Annotated in this window: 20 protein-coding genes, 2 pseudogenes and 3 riboswitches; of the genes and pseudogenes, 6 read left to right on the top strand and 16 right to left on the bottom strand. The window is 76.1% G+C overall.

Going from position 1 to position 23,423, the window contains the following annotated elements:
• A complete protein-coding gene (locus tag F1641_RS15000) occupies positions 1-420 on the top strand; it encodes a DUF1810 domain-containing protein (protein WP_194907003.1) in 420 nt (139 codons plus the stop codon).
• 195 nt (positions 421-615) lie between these two features.
• Here the strand turns inward: F1641_RS15000 and F1641_RS15005 are convergent, their stop codons facing one another.
• Genes F1641_RS15005 through F1641_RS15020 form a run of 4 tightly spaced genes read right to left on the bottom strand, consistent with a single transcriptional unit; the run spans position 616 to position 5,285 of the window.
• Entirely contained in the window at positions 616-1,635 is a 1,020-nt protein-coding gene (locus F1641_RS15005) for an ABC transporter permease (protein WP_194907005.1), read from the bottom strand.
• Positions 1,632-2,660: an ABC transporter permease gene (locus F1641_RS15010; protein ID WP_194907007.1), complete on the bottom strand. Its 1,029-nt coding sequence runs from the start codon at positions 2,658-2,660 to the stop codon at positions 1,632-1,634. The genes F1641_RS15005 and F1641_RS15010 overlap by 4 nt, the downstream gene beginning before the upstream one ends.
• Positions 2,657-4,240 (bottom strand): sugar ABC transporter ATP-binding protein, encoded by a 1,584-nt coding sequence (locus F1641_RS15015; RefSeq protein WP_194907009.1) that lies wholly within the window; start codon positions 4,238-4,240, stop codon positions 2,657-2,659. Before F1641_RS15015 ends, F1641_RS15010 begins: the two co-directional genes overlap by 4 nt.
• On the bottom strand, positions 4,230-5,285 hold the full coding sequence (locus tag F1641_RS15020; protein WP_194907010.1) for a substrate-binding domain-containing protein: 1,056 nt from the start codon (positions 5,283-5,285) through the stop codon (positions 4,230-4,232). The genes F1641_RS15015 and F1641_RS15020 overlap by 11 nt, the downstream gene beginning before the upstream one ends.
• Before the next feature lie 154 nt (positions 5,286-5,439).
• Positions 5,440-5,550, bottom strand: a riboswitch (SAM riboswitch).
• Between the two features lie 100 nt (positions 5,551-5,650).
• Positions 5,651-5,750: riboswitch (SAM riboswitch) on the top strand.
• Positions 5,751-5,818: 68 nt separating this feature from the next.
• Here F1641_RS15020 and F1641_RS15025 point away from each other — a divergent pair.
• Together F1641_RS15025 and F1641_RS15030 are read left to right on the top strand one after the other, a co-directional pair.
• Positions 5,819-7,246, top strand: a complete 1,428-nt coding sequence (locus F1641_RS15025; protein ID WP_375541503.1) for an LLM class flavin-dependent oxidoreductase — start codon at positions 5,819-5,821, stop codon at positions 7,244-7,246.
• Positions 7,243-8,424, top strand: a complete 1,182-nt coding sequence (locus F1641_RS15030; protein ID WP_194907014.1) for an acyl-CoA dehydrogenase family protein — start codon at positions 7,243-7,245, stop codon at positions 8,422-8,424. The genes F1641_RS15025 and F1641_RS15030 overlap by 4 nt, the downstream gene beginning before the upstream one ends.
• Before the next feature lie 27 nt (positions 8,425-8,451).
• Here F1641_RS15030 and F1641_RS15035 read toward each other — a convergent pair whose 3' ends face one another.
• From F1641_RS15035 to F1641_RS21915, 4 genes and pseudogenes are all read right to left on the bottom strand, one after another.
• Positions 8,452-10,020, bottom strand: a complete 1,569-nt coding sequence (locus F1641_RS15035; RefSeq protein ID WP_206691286.1) for a serine hydrolase — start codon at positions 10,018-10,020, stop codon at positions 8,452-8,454.
• 119 nt (positions 10,021-10,139) lie between these two features.
• A complete protein-coding gene (locus F1641_RS21905; RefSeq protein WP_309225686.1) occupies positions 10,140-11,063 on the bottom strand; it encodes a methyl-accepting chemotaxis protein in 924 nt (307 codons plus the stop codon).
• Between the two features lie 5 nt (positions 11,064-11,068).
• Positions 11,069-11,314 (bottom strand): hypothetical protein, encoded by a 246-nt coding sequence (locus F1641_RS21910; protein ID WP_255515042.1) that lies wholly within the window; start codon positions 11,312-11,314, stop codon positions 11,069-11,071.
• A gap of 103 nt (positions 11,315-11,417) precedes the next feature.
• Positions 11,418-11,729, bottom strand: a pseudogene (locus F1641_RS21915) (Tar ligand binding domain-containing protein); the annotation flags it as partial.
• Between the two features lie 221 nt (positions 11,730-11,950).
• On the opposite strand from F1641_RS21915, the gene F1641_RS15045 reads away from it, so the two are divergent.
• Positions 11,951-12,358, top strand: coding sequence for a hypothetical protein (locus F1641_RS15045; RefSeq protein WP_194907015.1), 408 nt, complete (start codon positions 11,951-11,953; stop codon positions 12,356-12,358).
• A 21-nt stretch (positions 12,359-12,379) separates the two neighbouring features.
• Here F1641_RS15045 and F1641_RS15050 read toward each other — a convergent pair whose 3' ends face one another.
• From F1641_RS15050 to F1641_RS15070, 5 genes are all read right to left on the bottom strand, one after another.
• Positions 12,380-14,116, bottom strand: a complete 1,737-nt coding sequence (locus F1641_RS15050; protein WP_206691287.1) for an ATP-binding protein — start codon at positions 14,114-14,116, stop codon at positions 12,380-12,382.
• A gap of 67 nt (positions 14,117-14,183) precedes the next feature.
• Entirely contained in the window at positions 14,184-15,308 is a 1,125-nt protein-coding gene (locus F1641_RS15055) for an ATP-binding protein (protein WP_194907017.1), read from the bottom strand.
• 59 nt (positions 15,309-15,367) lie between these two features.
• Positions 15,368-16,282 (bottom strand): HAD family hydrolase, encoded by a 915-nt coding sequence (locus F1641_RS15060; RefSeq protein ID WP_194907019.1) that lies wholly within the window; start codon positions 16,280-16,282, stop codon positions 15,368-15,370.
• Positions 16,279-16,998, bottom strand: a complete 720-nt coding sequence (locus F1641_RS15065) for a metal-dependent transcriptional regulator (protein ID WP_194907021.1) — start codon at positions 16,996-16,998, stop codon at positions 16,279-16,281. Before F1641_RS15065 ends, F1641_RS15060 begins: the two co-directional genes overlap by 4 nt.
• A 58-nt stretch (positions 16,999-17,056) precedes the next feature.
• Positions 17,057-17,782: a response regulator gene (locus F1641_RS15070; protein ID WP_194907022.1), complete on the bottom strand. Its 726-nt coding sequence runs from the start codon at positions 17,780-17,782 to the stop codon at positions 17,057-17,059.
• A 174-nt stretch (positions 17,783-17,956) separates the two neighbouring features.
• On the opposite strand from F1641_RS15070, the gene F1641_RS15075 reads away from it, so the two are divergent.
• Entirely contained in the window at positions 17,957-19,099 is a 1,143-nt protein-coding gene (locus F1641_RS15075; protein WP_194907024.1) for a glycerophosphodiester phosphodiesterase, read from the top strand.
• An 88-nt stretch (positions 19,100-19,187) separates the two neighbouring features.
• Here the strand turns inward: F1641_RS15075 and F1641_RS15080 are convergent, their stop codons facing one another.
• From F1641_RS15080 to F1641_RS15090, 3 genes are all read right to left on the bottom strand, one after another.
• Entirely contained in the window at positions 19,188-20,540 is a 1,353-nt protein-coding gene (locus tag F1641_RS15080; protein ID WP_194907027.1) for an LLM class flavin-dependent oxidoreductase, read from the bottom strand.
• Entirely contained in the window at positions 20,537-22,033 is a 1,497-nt protein-coding gene (locus F1641_RS15085; protein ID WP_309225636.1) for an aminotransferase class I/II-fold pyridoxal phosphate-dependent enzyme, read from the bottom strand. Before F1641_RS15085 ends, F1641_RS15080 begins: the two co-directional genes overlap by 4 nt.
• A gap of 189 nt (positions 22,034-22,222) precedes the next feature.
• A riboswitch (SAM riboswitch) is annotated at positions 22,223-22,321 on the bottom strand.
• A 73-nt stretch (positions 22,322-22,394) separates the two neighbouring features.
• Complete coding sequence (locus F1641_RS15090) at positions 22,395-22,898, bottom strand: OsmC family protein (RefSeq protein WP_309225637.1); 504 nt, start codon at positions 22,896-22,898, stop codon at positions 22,395-22,397.
• 73 nt (positions 22,899-22,971) lie between these two features.
• Here F1641_RS15090 and F1641_RS15095 point away from each other — a divergent pair.
• Positions 22,972-23,369, top strand: a pseudogene (locus tag F1641_RS15095) (TIGR03618 family F420-dependent PPOX class oxidoreductase).
• The last annotated feature ends 54 nt before the right edge of the window (positions 23,370-23,423 follow it).

The following is a 23,423-nucleotide window of genomic DNA, read 5'->3' on the forward strand; positions in this document are numbered from 1 at the left end:
GTGGACTCCAGCGGACTGCAGCGCTTCGTCGAGGCCCAGGGCGGCGGCACCTACGAGGGCGCGCTCGCCGAGCTGCGCGCGGGCCGCAAGCGCGGCCACTGGATCTGGTTCGTGCTGCCGCAGGTGCGCGGCCTCGGCCTGAGCCCCGCGAGCCAGCACTACGGCCTCACGGGCGCCGACGAGGCGCGCGCCTACCTGGCGCACCCCGTGCTCGGCGCCCGGCTGCGCGAGTGCTTCGCCGCGCTGCTCGACCTCGACGAGCCCGACCCGGTGCGCGTGCTCGGCAGCGTCGACGCGGTGAAGCTGCGCTCGTGCGCCACCCTCTTCGAGGCGGCGGCCCCGGAGGAGCCGTCCTTCGCCGCGGTGCTCGACCGCTGGTACGACGGCGAGCGCGACCCGGCCACCCTCGAGCGCCTCTGAACCGTCCACAGGCCGGGGTGCCCCAGCGGACGGTGTCCGCAGTCCGCCGGGAGGGCTCCCGGGGGGTCCGGCCACCCGTCCTGGTGACGGGCGCGGACGAGGGGGTGCCCGTCGAGCGCAGGTGCGGACACCGTCCGCCGCTGGCCGCACCGCCTGTGGACGGCGCGGCCGGCAGCGGCCGGGGAGCTGGAGCGGTCAGCGGGCGCGACGGGCGAGGACCGCAGCCGCCACCAGCACCGCGAGCAGCACCAGGCCGCGGGCGAGGTCCTGCCAGAACGCCGACAGCGCGACGAGGTTCATGCCGTTCGACAGCAGCGTGAAGATCAGCACGCCGACGAGCGAGCCGACCACGCTGGTGCGCCCGGTGCGGCTGAGGGTCGCCCCGATGAACACCGCGCCGATGGCGTCGAGCACGTAGAGCTGGCCGCTGAAGGGCACGAACCCCGACGACTTCGACGCCAGCAGCACCCCGGCTAGCCCCGCCACGAGGGCGGCGAGCAGGTAGGCGCTGGCGACGGTCGAGCCGGCGGCGCCGCCCGCGATCCGCGTGGCGCTGGGCTGGTCGCCCGCGGCGGTGAGCACGCGGCCCCACACGGTGCCCCCGAGGACGGCCGCCACCACCAGGGCGCCGACCAGCGCCGCGGCGACCGGCACGTCGAGCCCGAGGACCTGCCCGCCGCCGAGCACCCGGAACCCGTCCGGCGTCTCCCCGCGGGAGAGGTAGATCGGGGCTCCCCCGCCGGTCAGCAGCTGCTGGGCGCTGGAGCCGATCAGCCAGACCGCCAGCGTGGCCAGGAACGGCCGGATGCCGACCACGGTGACCAGGACCGCGTTGACGGCCCCCACCACCAGCGCGCACAGCAGGCCCCCGACCACCGCGACCCACGGGACGTAGCCCGCGGCGACGAGCGCGGCCGCGCCGTAGGCGCCCAGGTCGACGGCCACGCCGACGGACAGGTCGATGCCCCCGGCGCGCACCACGACCGTCATCGCGACGGCCGCGAGCGCGAGCAGCGCCGACGACGCCAGCACCACCTGGAGGTTGGACCCGGTGAGGAAGTTCTCGCTGAGCACCCCGAAGGTGACGACGATGGCCGCCAGCGACAGGGGCGCCAGCAGCTGCGCCGGGCGCAGGCGCTTGCGGTGCCGCTCGGCGCCGGGGCGCGCCCCGGCGGGGGCCGCTCCGCCGGCCGGGCGCTCGGTCGTGGCGGTCATCGCTGCACGCTCCTCTCGCGGACGGCGGCCACGGCGACCACCAGCAGGATCAGCACGCCCTTGACCGCGCCGACCCACTGGCTGCCGACGTTCACGAGGGTGAACCCGTTGGTGAGGGCGGCCACGAACAGGGCGCTGACCAGCGTCCCGGGGATGGTGACGACCAGCCGGCGGGAGAACACCACCGACATCGACGCGGTGAGGATGACGTCGAGGAGCAGCTGGTCGCCGACGCCGGGCACGCCCGCCGACAGGCGCGCCGTCAGCAGCAGGCCCGCGAGGCCCGCGAGGAGCGCCGACACCAGGTAGCTGGTGGCCACGTAGCGCTGCACCGGCACCCCGGCGACGGCCGCGGCCACGGGGTTCTGCCCCGCGGCGTAGGCGCGCACGCCCCACCGGGTGGCGCCGACCGCCGTCGCCGTGACCGCGAACACCACGGCCAGCACGACGACGGAGGCGGGCAGCCCCACCACGGAGCCGTCGCGCAGCCAGCCGAAGACGCCGCCGCTCACCGGGACCTTGACGTTCTGCGTGAGCACGAGGGTGACGCTGCTGGCGACGGCCCCGGAGGCCAGGGTCGCCAGCAGGGGGCGAACGCCGAGGACCACCGCGGCGGCGTTCACGGCCCCGACCACCAGCGCCACGAGCAGCGCGACCGGCAGGGCGACCACGGCGGACGTCCCCGCGGCGGTGAGCACCGCCGCGACCACGCCGGACAGCCCCACCACGGCACCGGTCGACAGGTCGATGCCACCGCGGAGCACGTCGTCGCCCCCGGTGATGAGCACGACCGCCATCCCGAAGCCGGCGATGGCGAGCACCGCGCCCTGGGTGAGGACCGTGACGGCGTTGGACGCGGTGGGGAACACCGGGGACAGCAGGGAGAAGGCGACCAGCTGGGCCGCGAGCGCGGCGTAGCCGACCCAGACCAGCCACGGCGGGGCACCGCGCCGGCGGGGGCGGGCCTGCGCCGGCGCCGCCGACGGGCCCGACGAGGGGGCGGGGGTCTCGGTCACGAGCGTCATGCGGGGACCTCCTGGCCCTGTCGCCCGGCGCGCTGGCCGGAGGAGATGGCCAGCAGCCGCTCCACGCCCAGCTCGGCGCGCGGCAGCTCGGCCACCAGCGCGCCGCGGTGCAGCACGAGGACCCGGTCGGCGAGACCGACGAGCTCCTCCAGGTCGGTGGTGATGAGGAGCACGCCCGCGCCGTCGTCGACCTGCTCCTCGATGCGCGCGTAGAGCTGCTCGCGGCTGGCGACGTCGACCCCGGCGGTGGGCTGGTCGAGCACGAACAGGCGCGAGCCCCGGGCCAGCCACTTGGCCAGCACGACCTTCTGCTGGTTGCCGCCGGACAGGGAGCCCGCGAGCGCCTCGGGGTCGGCGGGACGGACGTCGGTCCGCTCCACCCAGCGCTCGGCCACGGCGCGCTCGCGGCGCGGGAGCAGCAGGCCCCACCGGCTCACCTGGCCGGTGGCGGTCAGGCCGATGTTCTCGCGGACCGTGGCGCGCACGACGATGCCGTCGCGCCGGCGCTGCGCCGGGACGTGGGCGCCACCGGCCCTCGCGAACGAGCGGCGCGAGCGGACCCGGCGACCGCCGAGACCGACCCGTCCGCCCGCCCCGCGGGCGGTGCCGCCGGTGGTCACGGCGTCGGCGAGGGCCTCCACGCCGGAGCCGATGAGGCCGGTGACCCCGACCACCTCGCCCGGCAGCACCCGCAGCGACAGGTCGGTGAACGCGCCGGGGGCGGTCAGGCCGTCGACGGCGAGCAGGGGCTCGCCCCCGGGGCGGCGCTGCTCGCGCTCGCCCAGGCCCGCGACCTGGTGGCCGACCATCAGCTCGACCACGCGGTCGAGCAGCGCGTGGCGCTCGGCGCCCGCCACGCGCCCGCCGTCGTCGTCGCTCTCTGCGGACCTCAGGGAGACCTCGCCCGCGGTGCGGCCGTTGCGCAGCACGAGCACGCGGTCGGCCAGGTCGCCGACCTCCTGCAGGTAGTGGGAGATGTAGACGACCGCCACGCCCTCGGCGGCGAGCCGGCGCACGGCGTCGAACAGGAGCGCCGCCTCGGCCGCGGCCAGCGACGCGGTGGGCTCGTCGAGCACGAGCACGCGGGGACGGGTCAGGACGGCCCGCGCCACCTGCAGCAGCTGCTGCTCGGCGACGGTCAGGTCGTCGACGAGCGCGTCACCGCGGACGTGCAGCCCGACGCTCGCGGCGAGGTCGCGCTCGGCGCGGCGCACCAGCTCGCGGCGGTGCACCAGGCCGCCGCGCCCGCCCTCGTCGCGCCCGAGGTAGAGCTGCTCGGCGACGCTGAGGCGGCCGGCGAGGTGGCGGTCCTGGTGGACGACGCGGATGCCGAGCGCCTCGGCGTCGCGGGCGGAGGCGACGGACGCGGGGCGCCCGTCGACCTCCAGCACGGCGGTGTCGGCGCGGTGGAACCCGGTGAGCACCTTGATGAGCGTCGACTTGCCGGCGCCGTTCTCGCCCACCAGGGCGACGACCTCGCCTGGGGCGACCACGAGGGAGACGTCGTCCAGGACGCGCACGGCCCCGAAGGACTTGCGGACCCCGGTGAGGGAGACCCGCGGCGCGACCTCAGCTGCCAACGGTCAGCCCGAGCTCGGAGACGACCTGGCCGACGTTGTCCTTGTCGATGTAGCGCGGCTCCAGGTAGGTGGTCTTCGGCACGTCGGCCTGCTGGCCGCCCAGGTAGCGGGCGACGTTGTCGGCCGACGCCGTGCCGATGGCCTTCCCCTGCTGCGCCACGGTCGCGGTGTAGGAGCTGTCCGGGTCGGAGATGAGCTCGAGCGCGCCCGGGTCGGCGTCGACGCCGAACACCTTGACGTCCTTGCGGCCCGCCGCGTCGATGGCCTGCGCGGCACCGATCTCGGGGATGTCCCAGCAGGCCCAGACCGCCGAGAGCTGGCCCTCGGGGTAGCGCTGGAGGATGTCGTTGGTGGCCGAGCGGGCGAACTCGACGGTGCCCTCGTAGGGCTCGATGAGCTCGGGCTGAACGATCGTGATGTCGGGGTAGTCCTCGAGCACGAGCTTCAGCTCGTTGTAGCGGATGCGGCACGGGGCGACGCCCGGGAACCCGTTGAAGACCAGCACGTTGCCCTTGCCGCCGATCTCCTCGGCGAGGTTGCGGGCCAGCGTGGAGCCGATCTGCCAGTTGTCGGACTGCACCTGGTTGACGGCGGCCGGCGTCTGGAAGTCGATGGTGAACAGCGGGATGCCCGCCGCCTTCACCTTGTCGAGCGTGGCGCTCAGCGTGGTGGCGTCACCGAGGATGACGACGATCGCGTCGGGCTCCTGCGCGATGAGGTTCTCGACGTCGGTGATGTGCTTCTCGTCGTCGGCCTCGGCCTGCGTGGCGATGACCTCGCCCCCCAGGTCCTCCACCCGCTGCTGCACCGAGTCGTAGAAGACGCGGCTGATGTCGTGCACCACGTCCTTCGCGGCGATGCCGACGCGCTTGCCGGCCAGGCTCGGCACGTCAGCAGCAGCCGTGGCGGCCACGGGCGCGGCGTCGGACGCCGCGGTGGTCTGCTGCGCCTGCTCGGTCTTCAGCGAGCAGCCGGACAGCACGAGGGCGGCGGCCAGGGGCGCAGCGGCCAGGGCGAGGGCGCGGCGGAGGGGGGTGCGGTTCACGGAGGTTCTCCAGGGGTCGTCGACGGGCGGGCGCGCACGGGCGCGCCGCGGCCCGGGGGCGGCGGGGCGGGCGGTGCTGCGTCCCCGCAGCAGGTGCGGGGGCGGGGCTGACGCGGTCAGCGGGCGTGACGACAGCGCACGGTCGTGGTCCTCGGGTCCGTCCTTACCTGGGCGGTCGCCTCAGGTCGGGTCATCACCCGGAGCACCCCACGACGTGGAGGGTTGCCGTCCAGCGAGCCGGGGCTTGTCGCTGGAACTCATGACCTGGGGCCGGAAACTAGGGGTGCTGACATGCCCTGTCAAGCACCTGCGCGCGCCCTCGGCGACCCGCCCGGCGCGCCCCCGCAGGTGCGCTACTGTCCCGCCCACCATCCAGAGTGGCTGAGAGACCCGGCTCGCTGACGCCACAGCAACCACCCCACGACCCGTCGTGGGCGCAGGTGCTACCGCCGGGACCGATGGAGCGAGGAGCCCCACGCGTCGTGACGAGCCATGGTGTCCCCAAGGACCGGATCTTCCTCAACGCCTTCGACATGACGTGCGTCGCGCACCAGTCGCCGGGGCTGTGGCGGGTGCCGGGCGACCAGTCCCACCGCTACAACGACCTGGCGTACTGGACCGACCTCGCGAGGCTGCTCGACGGCGGCGGGTTCGACGTCCTCTTCATCGCCGACGTGCTCGGCGTCTACGACGTCTACAAGGGCGGCCCCGAGACGGCCCTGACCGAGGGCACGCAGGTGCCGGTGGGCGACCCGCTGCTCGCGGCCTCGGCGATGGCCGCGGTCACCGAGCGCCTCGGGTTCGCCCTGACGGTCTCGCTGACCTACGAGAAGCCGTACGCGCTGGCGCGCGACTTCTCCACGCTCGACCACTACACCCGCGGCCGGGTCGGCTGGAACGTCGTGACCTCCTACCTCGAGAGCGCGGCGCGCAACCTCGGGCTCGACACGCAGGTCGGCCACGACGAGCGGTACGAGCTGGCCGAGGAGTTCCTGGACGTCACCTACCAGCTGTGGGAGGGCTCCTGGGAGGACGACGCGGTGGTGCGCGACGCCGCCCGCGGCGTCTACACCGACCCGGCGCGCGTCCACCCCGTCGAGCACCACGGCCGGTACTTCGACGTGCCGGGCATCGCCCTCACCGAGCCGAGCCCGCAGCGCACGCCGTTCGTCTTCCAGGCCGGCGCGTCGAAGCGGGGCGTGGAGTTCGCCGCCAAGCACGCCGAGGCGGTCTTCAACACCGCGACGCGCACCGAGGTGATGCGCCCGCAGGTGGACAGGCTGCGCGCGGAGATCGCGAAGAACGGCCGCGACCCGCGCGCCGTGAAGGTGTTCTCGCTGCTCACGGTCATCACCGCCGCCACCGACGAGGAGGCGTGGGCGAAGTACGAGGACCTGAGGTCGTACGTCTCCTGCGACGGCGCGCTGGCGCTGTACGCCGGCTGGAGCGGGCTCGACCTGTCGGCCTACCCGCCGGACGAGCCGCTGGAGCACACCGACACCCAGGCGATCCAGTCGGCCGTCGCCGCCTTCTCCACCGCTGACCCGGACCGCCGCTGGACCCCGCGCGACATCGCCACCTGGGTGGGCCTGGGCGGGATGGGCGTCGTGGTGGTCGGCGGTCCGCAGACCGTCGCCGACGAGCTGGAGCGGTGGGTCCGCGAGGCCGACGTCGACGGCTTCAACCTCGCCTACGCCACCACCCCGGGCACCTTCGAGGACGTCGTCGAGCACGTCGTCCCCGAGCTGCGCCGGCGCGGCCTGGTGCCCACCCAGGAGCAGCGCGACGCCCTGCCGGCCGGCCTGACCCTGCGCGAGGTCGTCCAGGGCGTCGGCCACCGCCGCATCGCCGACGACCACCCCGCCGCCGTCCACCGGCGCGCCCTGCACGCGAAGGCCGCGGCGCGCGCCGCCGCCGAGGACCCCACCGCCACCACGACCGAGGAGGTCGCGCCCCGATGACCACCGCCAGCTCCACCGACTGGGCCCTCGCCGCCCGCGACGCCGCCGCGAAGCTCGCCGTCGACGCGCTGGAGCGCGACCGCGCCAACGCCGAGCCGCTGGCCGAGGCGCAGCTGCTGCGCGATCACGGCCTGCCGAGCCTGCTGCTGCCCGCCGAGGTGGGTGGGGGTGGCGGCACCTGGGCCGACGCGCTGCGCGCCGTCCGCGAGGTGGCCGTGGCCGACGGGTCCATCGCCCAGCTGCTCGGCTACCACTACGTCAACCAGGCGAACCTCGCGTGGGTGGCCGACGAGCCGACCCGCCGCCGCTGGCAGGAGCGGACCGGCCCGCCGCAGTGGCTCTGGGGTGACGCCGTCAACCCGGTCGACCCCGACCTGGCGCTCACGCCCCGGGGTGACGGCGGGTACCGCCTCAGCGGCCGCAAGAGCTTCGCCACCGGTGTGAGCAGCGGTGACGTCTCGGTCGTCTCCGGGCACGACAGCGGCTCCGGTCGCTCGGTGCTCGTCGTCGTCGAGCGCGGGGCCGCGGGCGTCCAGCCCGGCGGCGACTGGGACAACCTGGGCCAGCGCCTCTCCGCCTCGGGCAGCGTCACCTTCACCGACGTCGAGGTGCCCGCCGAGAACGTGCTCGGGTTCCTCGACGGCGAGGCCGCCACCCCGCGCGCCTCGCTGGTGACCCCGGCGATCCAGGCCGTGTTCGGCAACTTCTACGTCGGCGTCGTGCGCGGGGCCCTGCAGACCGCGGCCGAGTACACGCGTACCACGTCGCGGGCGTGGCTGCTGTCGGACTCCCCCAGCGCCGCGCAGGACCCGTACGTGCTGGCCAGCTACGGCCGCCTGGTCGCGCGGCTGCGCGCCGCCGAGGCGCTGGCCGACCAGGTCGGCGTCGCCCTCGTGGCCGCCGACGAGGCCGGCGACGCCCTGACCTGGGAGGAGCGCGGGGAGCTGGCCGAGCTGATCGCGGCGCTGAAGGTGGTCTCCTCCGACCTGGCGGTCGAGGCGACGTCGGCGGTGTTCGAGGTCACCGGCGCCCGCGCCACGAGCAACCGCGTGGGGCTGGACCGGTTCTGGCGCAACGTGCGCACCCACACGCTGCACGACCCGGTGCAGTACAAGGCCCGCGAGGTGGGCGACCACTTCCTGAACGGCACCCACCCGGAGTTCACGCTCTACACCTGAGCCCCCCAGGGTGGCGGACGCCCATGATCACGGTCTTCGAGTCGTGATCATGGGCGTCCGCCACCCCTCGGGTGTCAGGTGGTCGGGACGGGGCTGCGCATCCCGGCGAGCGACCCGCCGTGCAGCGGTGCGGTGACCCAGCGGGCGCGGGCGCTCAGCGCCTCGCGCTCGGCGGAGACCACCAGGCGGTGGGGGGTCTGGAGGAAACCGCACCTCGACGCGCAGCGACTCCGCGCCCGCGGCGCCGACCCAGCCGCCGCTGAGGGAGACCGGGACCACGGCGCCACCCTCGCTGACGGGGACCTCGGTGGTCGTCCACGTGCCGGCGGTGAAGGGCGCGTCGAGCACCCAGCCCTCGGCGCCGTCGGGGCCGTCGGGCTCGCGCAGCACCAGGTGCCAGGCCTCCCCGCGGCGCTCGGCGCGGACGTCGCGCACCGCGGTGTCGCCCGCGCGGGCCAGGTGCGTCGGGGTGAAGAGCACGCCGTCCCAGTCCGCGGGGTCGGCAGGGGCGGCCTCGCCCGGTGCCGGGGGTGCCGCCAGGCGAGCCGTCCGCTCCGCGAGCTCGGCGTCGGCGGCGAGGGCCGCGTCGTCGTCGAGCGGGGCGGCGGTCATCGCGGGCAGCAGGTGCGTCCAGACGGCGTCGAGCACCGCCTGCATGTCGGGGGTGTCAGCGGTGATCGCGAGCACGGCGTCGTGCTCGGGGAGCACCACGCAGAACTGGCCGTAGGCGCCGTCGCCGCGGTACCCGTGGCGCTGGGTCCAGAACTGGTAGCCGTAGCCCTGGCGCCAGTCGAGCTCCGCCTCGTGCGGGGTGGTGACGTGCGGGCGCACGGCCTCGTCGACCCACGCCGCGGGCAGCAGCTGCTCGCCCTGCCACTCGCCACGCTGCAGGTGGAGCAGCCCGAGCTTGACGACGGCGTCGGTGGTGGCGTGCAGCCCGCTGAAGCCGAGGTCGCGGCCTGCGGGGTGCTGCTGCCACCCGGTGCTCTCGAGCCCCGCGACGCCGAGGGGCTCGAGGAGGCGGGTGCGCAGGTGCTCGAGCAGCGTCTGCCCGGTGGCGCGCTGCACGGCGGCCGCGACGGCGTGGGTGCACGGCTGGTTGTAGGCGAAGGCGGTGCCGGGCTCGCGCTCCGGCTCGATGCCGAGGAACCCGCGCAGCGGCTCCCCGGGGTCGGCGGCGACGGCGCGGTCCCAGGTCTCGGCGAGGTGGCCGCTGCTCATGGCGGCGAGGTCGCGCAGCCGGAGCGAGCGCGCCCGCTCGCCGGTGGCGGCGTCCGCCAGCTCGGGGAGGACGTCGACGAGCCGGTCGTCGAGGGAGAGCAGCCCGTCCGCGACCGCCAGCCCCAGCGCGGCCGAGGTGAACGACTTGCTGAGCGAGTACAGGAGGTGCGGCTGCTCGGGGGTGAACGGCGCCCACCAGCCCTGGGCGACCGCGCGGCCGTGCCGCACGAGCACCAGGCCGTGCGGGTCGACGAGCGGGTGGGCCTCCAGCGCGTCCAGGAGGCCGAGGACGCCGCGGGCGTCGACCCCCTGCGCGGAGGGCGCTGACGTCGGGAGGGGTCGGCCGGAGCGGGCGGCGCGAGCGGCGTCGGTCACAGCGGTGACGCTAGCCCGGCCGCTCGCACGCCGCCCTCTGGACGCGACGGCGAGGGCCACCGGCCGGCGCGGGGTGCGCCGGCCGGTGGCTCTCGTGAGCGCTCCGGTCGGTCCGGGACTCAGACGGTGAAGCGCCCCGTGAGCTCCTGCAGCCTGCCGGCGGAGGCGGCCAGGGACCCGGCCGTGGCCGCGGTCTGGCCGGCGCCCTCGCGGTTCTGCTCGGTGCCCCGGGCCATGTCCGAGACGTTCGCGGAGATCTGCTCGGACCCGGTGGAGATCTCGGTGACGTTGCGGACCATCTCCGAGGTCGTCGCCGACTGCTCCTCCACCGCGGCGGCGATGGTCGACTGCACGGCGTCGATCCTGGCGATCACGTCGGCGATCTCGGTCACCGCCGCAGCCGCGGCAGCGGCGTCGCCCTGGGTGGCCGAGACCTTCTCGACGATCTCCTCCGTGGCACGAGCCGTCTGGCGCGCCAGCTCCTTGACCTCGCCGGCGACGACGGCGAAGCCCTTGCCCAGCTCGCCGGCGCGGGCGGCCTCGATGGTCGCGTTCAGGGCCAGCAGGTTGGTCTGCTCGGCGATGGAGGTGATCAGCTTCACGACGTCGCCGATCTCCCGGCTGGAGCCGCCGAGGCGCTCGATGGCACCGCCGGCCGAGCCGGCGGCGGTGACGGCGCTGGAGGCCATCTGGGAGGCCTCGCTCGTGGCGGAGGCGATCTGCCCGATCGCGGCCGTCACCTCCTCCCCCGCGGCGGCGACGGTGGCGATGCTCGCCGTGACCTCCTCGGAGGCGGCGGAGACGACCTGGGTCTGGGCGGCGGCCTCCTCGGCGCTGGACGCCATCTGCGCGGAGGTGCTGGACAGCCCGGCCGAGGCGGTGGCCAGGGTGCGGGCCTCCTCGGTGATCGCGCGCATCGCGGTGGACAGGGAGTCCAGCGAGGCGTCGGTCGAGCTGGCCAGCTGGCCGAGCTCGTCCTGGCGGGTCAGCCCGACGCGGCGGTCCAGGCGGCCGGCGGCGACGTCGGCCATCACGGAGACCACCGCGCTCAGGGCCGGGTGACCGAGCGGGCCACGACCACCCCGATGGCGACGGCGACGAGGACGGCCAGCAGCGAGCAGCCCACCAGCAGCGCGACCGCCGAGCGGTGCGCCGCGCGGGACTCCGCCGCCACCGCCAGGGCGGCGTCCTTCTCGGTGACGGTGATCGCGTCGAGCGCCTTGATCGCCACGCCCGCGACGGGGACGACGTCGGCGTCGCGCACCGCGACCCAGCCGGCCAGGTCGTTGCTCATGGCCAGCGGGTTGAGCTGCTGCTCGACGACGGCGCGGTACTGGGCCAGGGCGGAGGTGAAGGCCTCCTGCTGGGGCCGCGGTGCTGGCCGGGTCGCTCGCCAGGTACGCCTGCCACTGCTCGTCGAGGGCCTGCTGGTCGGCGGCGGTCGTGGCCAGGACCTTCTGCTTGCTCTCCGCGTCGGGGACCGCGGCGAGGGCGGTCAGGTCGAGGCGGACCTTCAGGAAGGCGGAGACGGTGCTGCCGGACGCGTCGACCGCCTCGAGGCCGCTGGTGGCGAGGTCGTTGAGGTCGTCCTGCGCCGACTGCAGGCGCACGAGGCCGATCGCGCTGACCGTGAGCAGCAGCAGGCACACCACTCCGAAGCCGAGACCGAGCTTGAGGGCGATCTTCAGGTCTGCCAGACGACGCAGCACGGGCTCTCCAGGGAGGTGGGTCGGGGACGGGAGGGGTGCGCCCTCTGCTTCAGCCGCTGGGGATCACCGCTTGAGCGGTCTCCGCCGCGGCGCCTCGGCGTGTCGCCGCCGTTCACTCGAACCCCTTGGATAACTTGAGTCACACGGGCCACACCGATGACGCGGTGGCCCGCAGCACCGCACCACCCGCCGTCCCCTCCTGCTGAGAGCCAGGTGCGCCCGTGACCTCGACGACGTCCTCCCCCGTGCCGTCCCCCTCGTTCCTCGTGAGGCTCCGCGCGCGAGCCCGCCGCAGCGGCGTCGAGCTGGAGCTGCCCGAGGACCACTGGCACGCCGGGGACCCGCGGGTGGTCGACGGGACCCTCGCGCTCGCCGCGAGCGACGTGCCCTCCCCCCGGGCGCCCGTGGACCGGCGCTGGCTCAGCGCGGTGCGCGAGGTCGACGTGCGCGACACCGCCGTGCTCGACCTGCGGCCCAAGGCGCTCGGCACGGGGGTGCTCCCGGTGACCCTCCCTCCGGCGCCGTCCCCGTCCCGTGCGCCCGGGCTCCCCGCCGCCGCCGCGCCCGAGACCGCGAGACCGCCGGCCGAGCCCGCGGAGTGCTCGGAGACCAGCACCTGGCTGGGCTGACCGGCTGACCGGTCGCGGGCGTCAGGCGGCGGGCGCGCCGGCGAGGGTGAACAGCACCGTCGCGCCGCCGCCGGGGGTCTCCTCGAGCCAGACGCGGCCGCCGTGGCGCTCGACCACGCGCTGGCAGGTGGCCAGACCGATGCCGTGGCCGCTGCGGCGCTGGGGCGCTGACCCGTCGGCCGGCGCGGGCGCCAGCGACGTGAACACCTCGAACACGCGGGCCCGGTCCTCGGGGAGGACGCCGGGGCCGTCGTCGGCCACCGAGAAGACCCACCCGCCGCCCCCGCCCGCCGCGGGGCGCGCCGAGACGACCACGCGGCAGCTGCGCCCGGGACGGCGGTGGTGCACGGCGTTCGCCACGAGGTTCTGCAGCAGCTGGCGGACGGCGACCGGGTCGCACGGCACCGACGGCAGCGGCTCCACCTCCACGACGGCGCCGGCCTCCTCGACCGCCGCCGCCAGGTCGCTGAGGGCCTCGCGGGCCAGCGCTGCGACGTCGGTGAGCTCCAGCGGCCGCGCGGGAGCGCCCGCCGCGGCGTAGTCGAGCAGCGAGGAGGTCAGGTGCTGCATCCGGCGCACGCCGCGGCGCCCGGCGGCCACCCACCCGGCCTGGAGCGCGGGCCCCTCGGCCAGCTCGTCCTCCAGCAGCTCCAGGTAGCCGTCGACGACGGTCAGCGGCGCCCGCAGGTCGTGGCTGGCGACCGCGGCGAAGCGCGCCAGCTCGGCGTTCGACCGCTCCAGCTCCGCCCCGCGGTCGGCGAGCTCCGCGTGCAGCTCCTCCAGCGCGCGGGTGTGCTCGCGCGCCGCGGTGACGTCGCTCATGACCACCACGGCGCCCAGCGGCGAGCCGTCGGCGCGGGCCATGGCCCGGCCCGAGGCGAGCACCGTGCGCGGCTGGCGGCCGAGGGAGGCGATGACCATCTCCTCGCTGACCACCTCGCCCTCGTGCAGCGCCCGGTGCAGCGGCACGCGCTCGGCGGTCATCGGGGTCACGCCGTCGGCCTCCACCAGCGCGTACCGCGCGGCGTGCTCCTCCGGAGCGGCCGACGGGTCGGCGTCCACCTCGTGCCAGCGCTGCGCGCTGCGGTTGAACAGGGTGAGCCGCCCGTCGGGCCCGGCGGCGACGACCGCCACGTCGATGGTGTCGAGCACGGCCTCGACCAGCTCGGTGCGCTCCTCCAGCACCTCCATCGCGGCGCTCGCCACCCGGCGCTGCCGCTGCACCTCGGCGTGGGCGGCCTCGGTGGTGCGCACCTGGCGCTGCCGCTCGAAGAGGGAGAGGAGCACGCGACCCAGGTCGCCGAGGCGCTCCAGCTGGTCGGCGGTGAGCGCACCGGGGCGGGTGTCGAAGACGCAGAGGCTGCCCAGCGCGTCGCCGTCAGCGGTCACCAGGGGCACCGAGGCGTAGAGCCTCACGGTGGCGAACCGACCGTCGACCCACGGGTTGCGCGCGTAGCGGGGGTCCAGCGAGGCGTCCGCGAGGTGGACCGTGCGGCCCTCCTCGAAGTGCAGGGCGCACATCGAGTCGGCGCGGGCGCTCGTGGAGCCCTCGAAGCCGGTGGAGGTGAGCTGGCACTGCCGGTCGGCGTCGATGAGGTTGAGCGTCGCGAACGGCACCCCGGCCACGGCCGCGGCCACCCGGACCACCGCCTGCAGCTCGTCGTCGGCGGGGGCGTCGAGCAGCCCGAGCAGGTGCAGCGCGACCAGGCGCTGCTCCTCGGTGCGCCTCACCGGACCGGCGACGACGTCACTGCTCACTGCGGGACCTCCAGGCGTGCACGACGGGTCTCCTCCCATCGGCACCCGGGCCCCCCGGCTGGAGCGGTCAGCCCGGGAGCTGGCGGACGACCTCGTCGAGGTAGCGGCGGCGGACGTCGGCGTGGGTGCGCTGGCCGTCGACCGCCACGAGCAGCTGGCCGGTGCGGTCGAGGTCGGCGGCGGCGTCGGCGGCCTCGCGGTAGTCCTGCGCCGCGCGCCGGGCCGACGCGGGCAGCTGCAGCACCAGGGTGACCACCGCCTCGCCGGAGGCCGCGGCCTGCGCCGCCTGCTCGCGGACCTGGCGGCGCCCCGACTCGAAGGAGCGCGCCGCCGCGTCGAGGCGGGCGGCCACCCCCAGCCCCGCAGCGTGGCCGGCGGGGTCGGCGCGGCGGTGCAGCGACAGCCCGCCCGTGGCGGCGCTGATGCCCGCGGCGGGCGTGGCCAGCAGCAGCAGCTGCAGCTCGCGGAGCAGGTCGTCCATGGACTCCTCCGCGCCGAGCAGCTCGGCCACGGGCAGGTCGCGCAGCAGCACCTCGTGCGTGGGCTCCACGGCCACCATCGACGAGGTGATGATCCCCGCGGTGGGCGGGTGCGCACCCGCTGCGGGCACGTCGACCACCGGGGGTGCGGAGGCCCGCGGTGCGGTGCGCACCGGCGCCGAGGGGTGGCCCACCGGCATGTCGGGCCCGTCGTCGTCGCTCCACAGGGCCAGCAGCTGGGCGGTGTCGAGGTCGGGGGCGACCAGCGCCTCGGCGTTCTCGACCTCGAACCACACCACCTTGCCCGCGCCGTGCGGGTGGCTGCCCCAGCGCACCGCCGTGCAGGCGACCAGGTCGAGGCCGCGGCCGCTCATCGCGCTGGCCGAGTGCGGCGTGCGCACGGGCGGCAGGGGCGAGGCGTCGGCCACCTCGACCCGCACCCCGCCCTCCAGCGTGGGGCGCAGGTGCACCGCGAAGCCGCTGCGGGCGTGCAGCACGGCGTTGGCGGCCAGCTCGGAGACCAGCAGGCCGGCGTCGTCGGCGCAGCCGTCCAGACCCACCGCCTCGACCACCGACAGCACGAAGCGGCGCGCCAGGCGCACCGACTCCAGCTGTGCGGGGTAGGACGGCGAGGCGACGTGCGCCTCACGCTCCCACGCCGCGACGGCGCCCGGGTCGCTGACCATCTGCTGCTCTGCCTGCCTCGGGGTCATCTGGTGGCCGGAGGTGCCCACGGTAGGTGATGAGGGGCGCGCGCGTGGGCCAGATGCTGTCAGAGCGCTCCCGACGCCAGGTGCTCGAGCACCAGAGCCGCTCCGTCGTGCTCGACGGACCTCGTGACCAGGTGCGCACCGGCGCGCACGCGCTCGGGGGCCTGGCCCATCGCCACCCCGGTGCCGGCCGCGTCGAGCATGGAGAGGTCGTTCAGGCCGTCACCCAGCGCCAGGACCCGCGCGAGCGGGACGCCGGTGCGCCGCGACCACCACCGCAGCGCCGCGCCCTTGGTGACCCCGGGCGCGGTGGCGTTGAGCACCGGGACGCCGGGGAAGAACGGGGCCGAGGAGCGCTCGACGTGCAGGCCCAGGCCCTCGAACACGGCGACCGCCTCGGCCGTGCGCTCCACCTCGAAGCAGTTGACGGTCACCTTCTCGACCTCCAGCGCGCGCCCCGCCCCCGCGAGCAGGTCGGTGCTGTCGCCGTCGGGCGGGCCGCTGACCTCGTCCCAGCTGACCCGCGCGGCCTCGCGCCGGTCGGTGACGAAGAGGCGGCGGCCGCAGTAGAGCTCGGCGTAGACGCCCTCGGCCGCGCACCAGCGCGCCAGCGCCTCGGCGGCCGGGCGCGGCAGCGGCCAGGAGGCCACGGCCCCGTCGCGACCGACCACGGCGGCGCCGTTGTGGACGACGTCGACGACGTCCGCGCCGCCAGCGCCACCAGCACCGCCACCGGGCCAGCCGAGCTGCTCGCGCAGGTGCGCCACGCCCTGGGGCGGGCGGCCGGTGGCGAAGCCCAGCCGCACCCCCGCGGCCGCCGCGCGCGCGAACCCCGCGGCCACGGCCGGCGACGCGGCGGGCTCGTGCTCGGTGGTGGTGCCGTCGACGTCGAAGAACGCGGCCAGCGCACCCGGACCGGCCCAGGCCGCGGCGCGGCCCCCGGCCGCCATCCCCTCCGGCACCCCGTGGGCGCTCACGCGGCGCCCACGGGCTGCGCAGCGCTGACGCGCACGGCCGCTGCCTCGGCGGCGGACAGCTCCAGCACGCCGGCGCCGACGACCTCGACCACCAGCACCGCGGTGCCACCACCGGCGGCCCCCGCCGCCACCGACGGCTCGCGCACCACCAGCGCGGCGTCGAGCACGACGCCGGAGTCGGCGAGGCGGCGCAGCAGCTCGGGGTCGGTGTCGGAGATGCGCACCACCCGCACCGCGCCGGCGGAGGGGCACTCGCTGAGGAGCACCGCCTCGGGGCGCTCGTAGACGCCGTCCGCCGAGGGGATGGGGTCGCCGTGGGGGTCGCGGCGGGGCGAGCCGAGCAGCGCGTCGACCCGCTCCAGGAACAGGTCGGAGACCACGTGCTCGAGCACCTCGGCCTCCTCGTGCACCTGGTCCCAGCCGTACCCGAGGTGCTCGACCAGGTAGGTCTCCAGCAGCCGGTGGCGGCGCACCACGCGCAGGGCGTGGACCCGCCCGGCGTCGGTCAGCTCCACGGGGCGGTAGGGCGCCGGGACCACCAGGCCGGCGTCGACGAGGCGCTTGACCTGCTCGGAGACGGTCGAGGCGGCCAGGCCCAGGCGGGCGGCCAGCGCGGTGGTGGTCACCGGGGCGTCGTCCCACTCCTGGGCCGACCACACGGCCTTGAGGTAGTCCTCGGCGGCGGGGGTCACGCTGTCGCGGCTGCGGTCGGGCACGCGGACGATCGTCCCGCACCCGGCGCCGTCCCCCGAGCCACCCCCGGAGCGGCGGTCGTCAGGCCAGGTCGCGCGCCACCCGCAGCAGGACGGCGGTCACGAGGGCCGCCTCGGCGCGCAGCGGCTGGAGGTCGGCGTCGCGGAGCCGCTGGCCGCGGGCGGCCGCGCCCTCCAGCTCGCGCAGCAGGAGCGACACGCGCGCGGCGCCCAGGTTGGCGGCGCCTCCGGCCAGGCGGTGGGCGACGGCCTCGACCTCGGCCGCGTCGCGGGTGCGGACCGCGGTCGTCAGCGTCCCGGTGCCCGCGGGCAGCTGCTCGGCGAAGCTCGTGAGCAGCTGGGCGAACAGGGCGCGCTCCTCGGGCTCGTCGAGGTCGCCCAGCTCGGCCAGGCGCCGCCGCACGGCGGCCTCCAGCGCCGACCCCCGCGAGCCGGCGGCCTCGGAGACGGCGTCGAGCAGCGCGCTGACGGCGAAGGGCTTGCGCAGGTACGTCGACCCGAGGGCGAGGCCCGCCTCGACGTCGGCGGGCAGCGCCCGCCCGGAGAGGAAGACCACCGGCAGGTCGGCGGTGGGAGGGTCCGAGCGCAGGTCGGCCACGAGGCCCAGCCCGCTGCCGCCAGGCATGAACATGTCGCTGACCAGCACGTCGGGGACCAGGTCGGCCATCATCCGCCGCGCCTCGGGCGCCGAGCGCGCGGCGCGGACGTCGTGCCCGGCGCGCTGCAGCCGCGAGGCGACGAGCTCGCGGGACACGTCGTCGTCCTCGACGACGATGACGCTGATCACGGGTCCTCCTGCGGGGGCTGGCTCACTCCTCGGGAGCATCGGCACGCGGTGCCCGTCACCTGAGCGCCACGCGCTGTGCACCCGGACGCAGGCGTGGACCCGGCCCCGGCGGGGAACACCCCGGTCGACCGCGAGCCCACCGGGCCCACCGGCCCCCCGAGCACAGGAGCAGCCGTGCCCCTCCCCCGCACCGCAGCAGCCGCCACCGCCGTCGTCCTCACCGCCGGCTCGCTCGTGGCGTCCGCCCCGGCGGCCCTCGCGGCGCCCGCAGCCCCGGGAGCGCCCGGAGCGCCCGCGGCGCTGACCGACGAGCTGCTGGTCGTCGGCCACCGCGGCGCCAGCGCCTACCGCCCCGAGCACACCCTCGCCGCCTACGAGCTGGCCGCGCGGATGGGCGCGGACATGATCGAGCCCGACCTGGTGATGACCGCCGACGGCGTCCTGGTCGACCGGCACGAGCCGGAGATCTCCGGCACCACCGACGTGGCCGACCACCCCGAGCTGGCCGACCGGAAGACCACCAAGACGATCGACGGCACCTCCTACACCGGGTGGTTCACCGAGGACCTCACCCTCGCCGAGCTCAAGACCCTGCGCGCCGTGGAGCGCGTGCCCGAGCTGCGCCAGCGCAACACCCCCTACGACGGCGCCTACGAGGTCCCGACCTTCGAGGAGGTGCTGCAGCTGCGCGAGCGCCTCTCGGCCGAGCTGGGGCGCGAGGTCGGCGTCATCCCCGAGATCAAGCACGGCACGTACTTCGACTCCCTCGGCCTGTCGATGGAGGAGGCCGTGGTCGCCGCGCTGCGCGAGCACGGCCTCGACGGCGCCGGCGCACCGGCGGCGGTGCAGTCGTTCGAGACGGCGAACCTGCGCGAGCTGGACGGCGAGGTCGACGTCCCCCTCGTGCAGCTGACCTCCCCCACCGGGGCGCCCGCGGACCTCGTGGCCGCGGGCGACCCGCGCACCTGGGCCGACGTCGTCAGCCCCGCCGGCCTGGCCGACGTCGCCGGGTACGCGGACGTGCTCGGCCCGGACAAGGCGCAGGTGATCCCCCTCGCCGCCGACGCCACGCTCGGCGAGCCGACGTCGCTGGTCACCGACGCGCACGCCGTCGGCCTGCTGGTGGTGCCCTACACGTTCCGCCCGGAGAACGAGTACCTGCCGGCCGAGCTCGACCTCGGGACCGACCCCGCGGCGCACGGCCTGGCCGACGCCGAGCTGGCGGCCTTCTGGCGCGCGGGGGTCGACGGCGTCTTCACCGACGCCCCCGACACCGGCGTCGAGAGCCGCGCGGCCTTCCTGGCCGAGCGCGCCTGACCCCTCGCCCCCTGACGTCCACGCACCTGCGCGTGGTCGTCGCGGGTGGGGCGCAGGTGCGTGGTCGTCGCGGGGTGGGGCGGCGCGGTCAGGAGCCGAAGAGGTTCGCGCGGGCCCCGCCGTCGCCGGCGCCGGGGCCCGGGTCGGTGCGCAGCACGCCGCGCCGCCGCAGCTCGGGGACCAGGTCGTCGAGGAGGCGGTGCAGCGTCACGGGGTGCAGGTCTCCCGAGAGCAGCACCCCATCGCTGCCGGCGTCGTCGCCCAGCTCCTGGACCAGGTCGGCGACCTGCTCGGCGGTGCCGACCAGGCCCTCGCCCTTCGAGACGAGCCCCTTGCGGGAGCGCCGGGTGAGCACCTCGCGCAGCGGCGTGGAGCCCGGCTCGCCGACGCCCGCGAACAGGCCCTTGAGGGTGCCGCGGGAGACGTGCTGCCCGAAGGCCTCGGGGGGCAGCGGGCGGTCGAGGTCGTGCAGGGTCAGGTCGGTCTCGAGGTCGCTCGACCACGCGGCGGCGACGGCGAGCAGGTCGGCGTCGGTGGGGTGCCGCGAGGCGGCGACCACGCGCTCGGCCTCCTCGCGGCTGGCCACCACCTCGGCCTTGACCCAGAACAGCACCTTGACGGCGTCGGGGCTGCGGCCCGCAGCGACCGCTGCCGCGCGCACCTTCTCGCGGTAGGAGCGGACGCTGGCGACGTCGAGCGGGGCGTAGGCCAGCTGGACGTCCGAGTGGGCGCCCGCGAAGGCGATCCCCCGCGGCGAGCCCCCCGGGGAGACGACGAGGGGCTCGCCGTCGCGGCCGCCGTCGAACGGCGGCGCGTTGAGCGGTCCGGTCACGTCGAAGTAGGTGCCCCGGTGGTGGTGCGCGGAGATGCGCGTGCCGTCGGCGTAGCGCCCCGTCGGGGAGTGGCCGTCGGTGGCGAGGAGGGCGCCGTCATCCCACGAGCGCCACAGGTCGCGCAGCAGCGAGGTCCACTCGTCGGCGCGGTCGTAGGCGGCGTCGTGGTCCAGCGGCGGAGCCCCGCTCACGTGCCTGGCGCTGCCGGTGTCGGTGACCACGTTGAGGCCGAACCGCCCGCCGGAGAGGTGCTGGAGCGTGGCCGCCTGGCGCGCCGCGAGGTAGGGCGGCGTGATCCCGGCGTTCACGGTGGGGACGACGGCGAGGCGCCGGGTGGCGGCGAACAGGTACGGCGCGAGCAGGAGCGGGTCGAGCTTGGGGCCGCCGTAGGCGCCGCGCACGCGCAGGTCGAGGGTCTCCGGGCTGCCCAGGGAGACCGCGTCCTCGACGACGAGCAGGTCGACGCCCGCCTGCTCCAGCTCGCGGACCGCCTGCTGGTAGACCTCCGGGCGGCGCCAGTCCCAGCCCCAGCGGTGGTCGGGGCGCCCCCAGCCCTGCGGCCCGAAGCCGCGGGAGAAGAAGTACCCGACGTGCTGCTGGCGGCTCACGCGGCGCCCTCCGCCCTGGCGCCGGTCGCCGCGGTCGCCGAGGTCGCGGCTGCCGCGGCGGTCGCCAGCGCGGCGGCGGCGAGGCCGCGGGCCAGGTCGGCCTGCAGGTCCTCGACGTCCTCGATGCCGACGCTGAGGCGCACGGTGCCGGCGGTGATGCCGGAGCGGTCGAGGTCGGCGGGGTCGCGGTGCGCGTGCGTGGTCGACGCGGGGTGCACCACCAGGGAGCGCACGTCGCCCAGGTGCGTCATGTGCGTGAACACCTCGAGCTCCTCGATGAGCGCCTTCGCGGCGGGCCAGCCCCCGTGCAGGGTCACCGCGACCACCGCGCCGGAGCCGCGCGGCAGGTAGCGGCGGGCGCGCTCCGCGGACGGGCTGGAGGCCAGGCTCGCGTGGTGCACCTGCGCCACCTCCGGCTGCCGCTCCAGCCAGCCGGCGAGCAGCGCGGCGGACCGGCAGTGCTGCGCCATCCGCAGCGACAGCGTCTCGACGCCCTGCGTGACGAGGAAGGCGCTGAAGGGCGACAGCACCGGACCGAAGCGGGCGGCGACGACGTGCCGGGTGCGCTCGACGTAGGCCCGGGCGCCGTGGACGTCGTGCCAGCTGCGGCCGCCCAGCAGGTCGGAGGGGTCGGTGAGCAGCGGGAACAGCGACTCGCCCGTGGTCGAGCCACCCCACGGCCCGAGGCCGGGCTCGAAGCCCTCTCCCACGACGACGACCCCTCCCAGGGCGGTGCCGTGACCGGCGAGGAACTTGCTGGCCGAGTGGACGACGACGTCGGCGCCGTGCTCCAGCGGCCGCAGGAGGTACGGGGTGGCCAGGGTGTTGTCGACCACCAGCGGCAGGCCCCTGCGGTGGGCGACCGCCGCGACCGAGGCGATGTCCAGCACCTCGTTGAGGGGGTTCGAGATGCTCTCGGCGAAGAGCGCGCGCGTCGTCGGCCGCAGCAGCGCGCGCCAGGCGCGCGGGTCGGCGGCGTCGTCCACGAAGTCGACGTCGATGCCGAGCGCGGCGAAGTTCTCCCGGAACAGGCCGCGGGACCCCTCGTAGAGGTTCGCCGAGGCGAGGAGGTGGTCTCCGGCCCGCAGCAGCCCGAGCAGCGCGGTGGTGACCGCCGCCTGCCCCGACCCGACGACGACCGCCTCCGTGCCGCCCTCCAGCACCGCGAGGCGCCGCTCGAGCGCCGCGGTGGTCGGGTTGCCGACGCGCGAGTAGACGTACCCGCCGCCGTCGCCGGAGAAGCGCGCCGCGGCGTCCTCGGCGTCGTCGAACCGGAAGCCCGCGCTCAGGTGCAGCGGGGCCACGCGGGCGCCGTGGCCGTGGTCGCGGGCGTCGCGGGGGTCGTCACCGCCGTGCACCTGCTGGGTGCTGAAGCCCCGGTGCGGACCGGCTGCCGCGCGCGCCGCGGGGTGCGGGGCGGGACCGGGCAGCGCGGGCTGCACCGGTCGCACGGCGTGGGAGGGGCGGGGCAGGGCGAGGGTGGAGTCGACCACGGGGAGACCTCTCGGGGGTGCGCCCGGGTGACCGCAGCGGCGCTGCGGTGCTGGAGGGGGCGCGGGGTGGCGGGGTGGGCGGGGCGCTGGTCAGCGCCGACAGCCACCGGTGGCCGCGAGGGCGAGGTCGATGTGGAGGCGTCGCACGAGGCGAGGCAGGGCGGGGTCCGGGCGGCGGTTCACGGTGCTCCTCCATCGGCGTGGCGGAAGCACCTGGCGCTGCCCGCGAGGGAGCGCTGGTTGCTGCGGCGTCGACGAGCCACGTCTCTCGGCCGCTCTGGATGGTGGAGGTGACGGTAGGGGGCGCGCGATCACACCGTCAAGGTCGGCGTGCCCGCGCGCCCCCACCGGCTCGGCGCGGTCAGGACAGGGGCAGGCGCTTCCAGTCGCTGGTGTAGGCCAGGCCGCTGCGCTTGAACATCTGCGTCACGGGGCAGCGGCGCTCGGTCTCGGAGGAGAAGGTGGCGAACTGCTCCTCGGTGGCGTCGGTCTCGACCGAGACCTGCACGGCCACCTTGTCGAAGTTGGCGTTGCCCTCGGCGCCGCCGGCGATGACCGACGGGTCGAGGTCGCCCTGGATGTGGAACGACCAGCGGCCGACCTCGATGCCCAGGCCGGAGGCCACGAGGCTCCCGGTGACCTGGTTGCAGCTGGTCAGCGCGCCCAGCAGGTAGCTCAGCGGGCTGGGGGCGGCGTCCTCGCCGCCGAAGGAGGGGAGGCTGTCGGTGGAGAAGACGTGCTCGTGCTCGCCGGCGGCCACGAGGCGCTGGGCGACGCCGGTCCCCTCGGCGTCGACGACGAACGGCACGGTCTGCTTGATGGGCATGTCGCCGAGAATATCCGTCGTGCGCGATCCGTCTACCACGTGATCCTCCCGGTCTCCGCCACCACCCTGCACCACGGCGGGCGCCCGCGGCGCCGGCGGCGCACGATGGCCGGTGCCGACCCCGCTCCCCCCGGCCCTGATCGACCTGCTGCGCCGTCCGGCGCCGTGCTTCGTGGCCACGCTGATGCCCGACGGGTCCCCCCAGCTCACCGAGACCTGGGTCGACACCGACGGCGAGAACGTCGTCATCAACGTCGTCGACGGCATGCAGAAGGCCCGCAACGTGGCGCGCGACCCCCGCGTGGCCGTGAACGTGGTCGACCCCGACGACGTCTTCAGCTTCTTCCAGGTCCGCGGCCGGGTGGTGCGGGCCACGCACGAGGGCGGCGAGGAGGGCATCGACGCGCTCTCGATGAAGTACCTCGGGCGCCCCTACCCGCGGTTCGACGGCGGCGGACCCGCCTGGTGCTCACGATCGCCGCCGACTCGGTGACGTCCCCCCGGCACTGACCCCCGACCCCCCGTGATCTTGGGCTTCCCGAACAGCGCTGGACCCCGGGCGCC

It is taken from the genome of Quadrisphaera sp. INWT6, from assembly GCF_015390235.1.
Lineage (GTDB): Bacteria > Actinomycetota > Actinomycetes > Actinomycetales > Quadrisphaeraceae > Quadrisphaera.

Coding starts and splice junctions, on each gene's coding strand:
- F1641_RS15010 (WP_194907007.1), bottom strand. CDS start 2,660: ATGACGCTCGTGACCGAGACCCCCGCCCCCTCGTCGGGCCCGTCGGCG.
- F1641_RS15005 (WP_194907005.1), bottom strand. CDS start 1,635: ATGACCGCCACGACCGAGCGCCCGGCCGGCGGAGCGGCCCCCGCCGGG.
- F1641_RS21910 (WP_255515042.1), bottom strand. CDS start 11,314: ATGAGCAACGACCTGGCCGGCTGGGTCGCGGTGCGCGACGCCGACGTC.
- F1641_RS15030 (WP_194907014.1), top strand. CDS start 7,243: ATGACCACCGCCAGCTCCACCGACTGGGCCCTCGCCGCCCGCGACGCC.
- F1641_RS15055 (WP_194907017.1), bottom strand. CDS start 15,308: ATGACCCCGAGGCAGGCAGAGCAGCAGATGGTCAGCGACCCGGGCGCC.
- F1641_RS15025 (WP_375541503.1), top strand. CDS start 5,819: ATGACGTGCGTCGCGCACCAGTCGCCGGGGCTGTGGCGGGTGCCGGGC.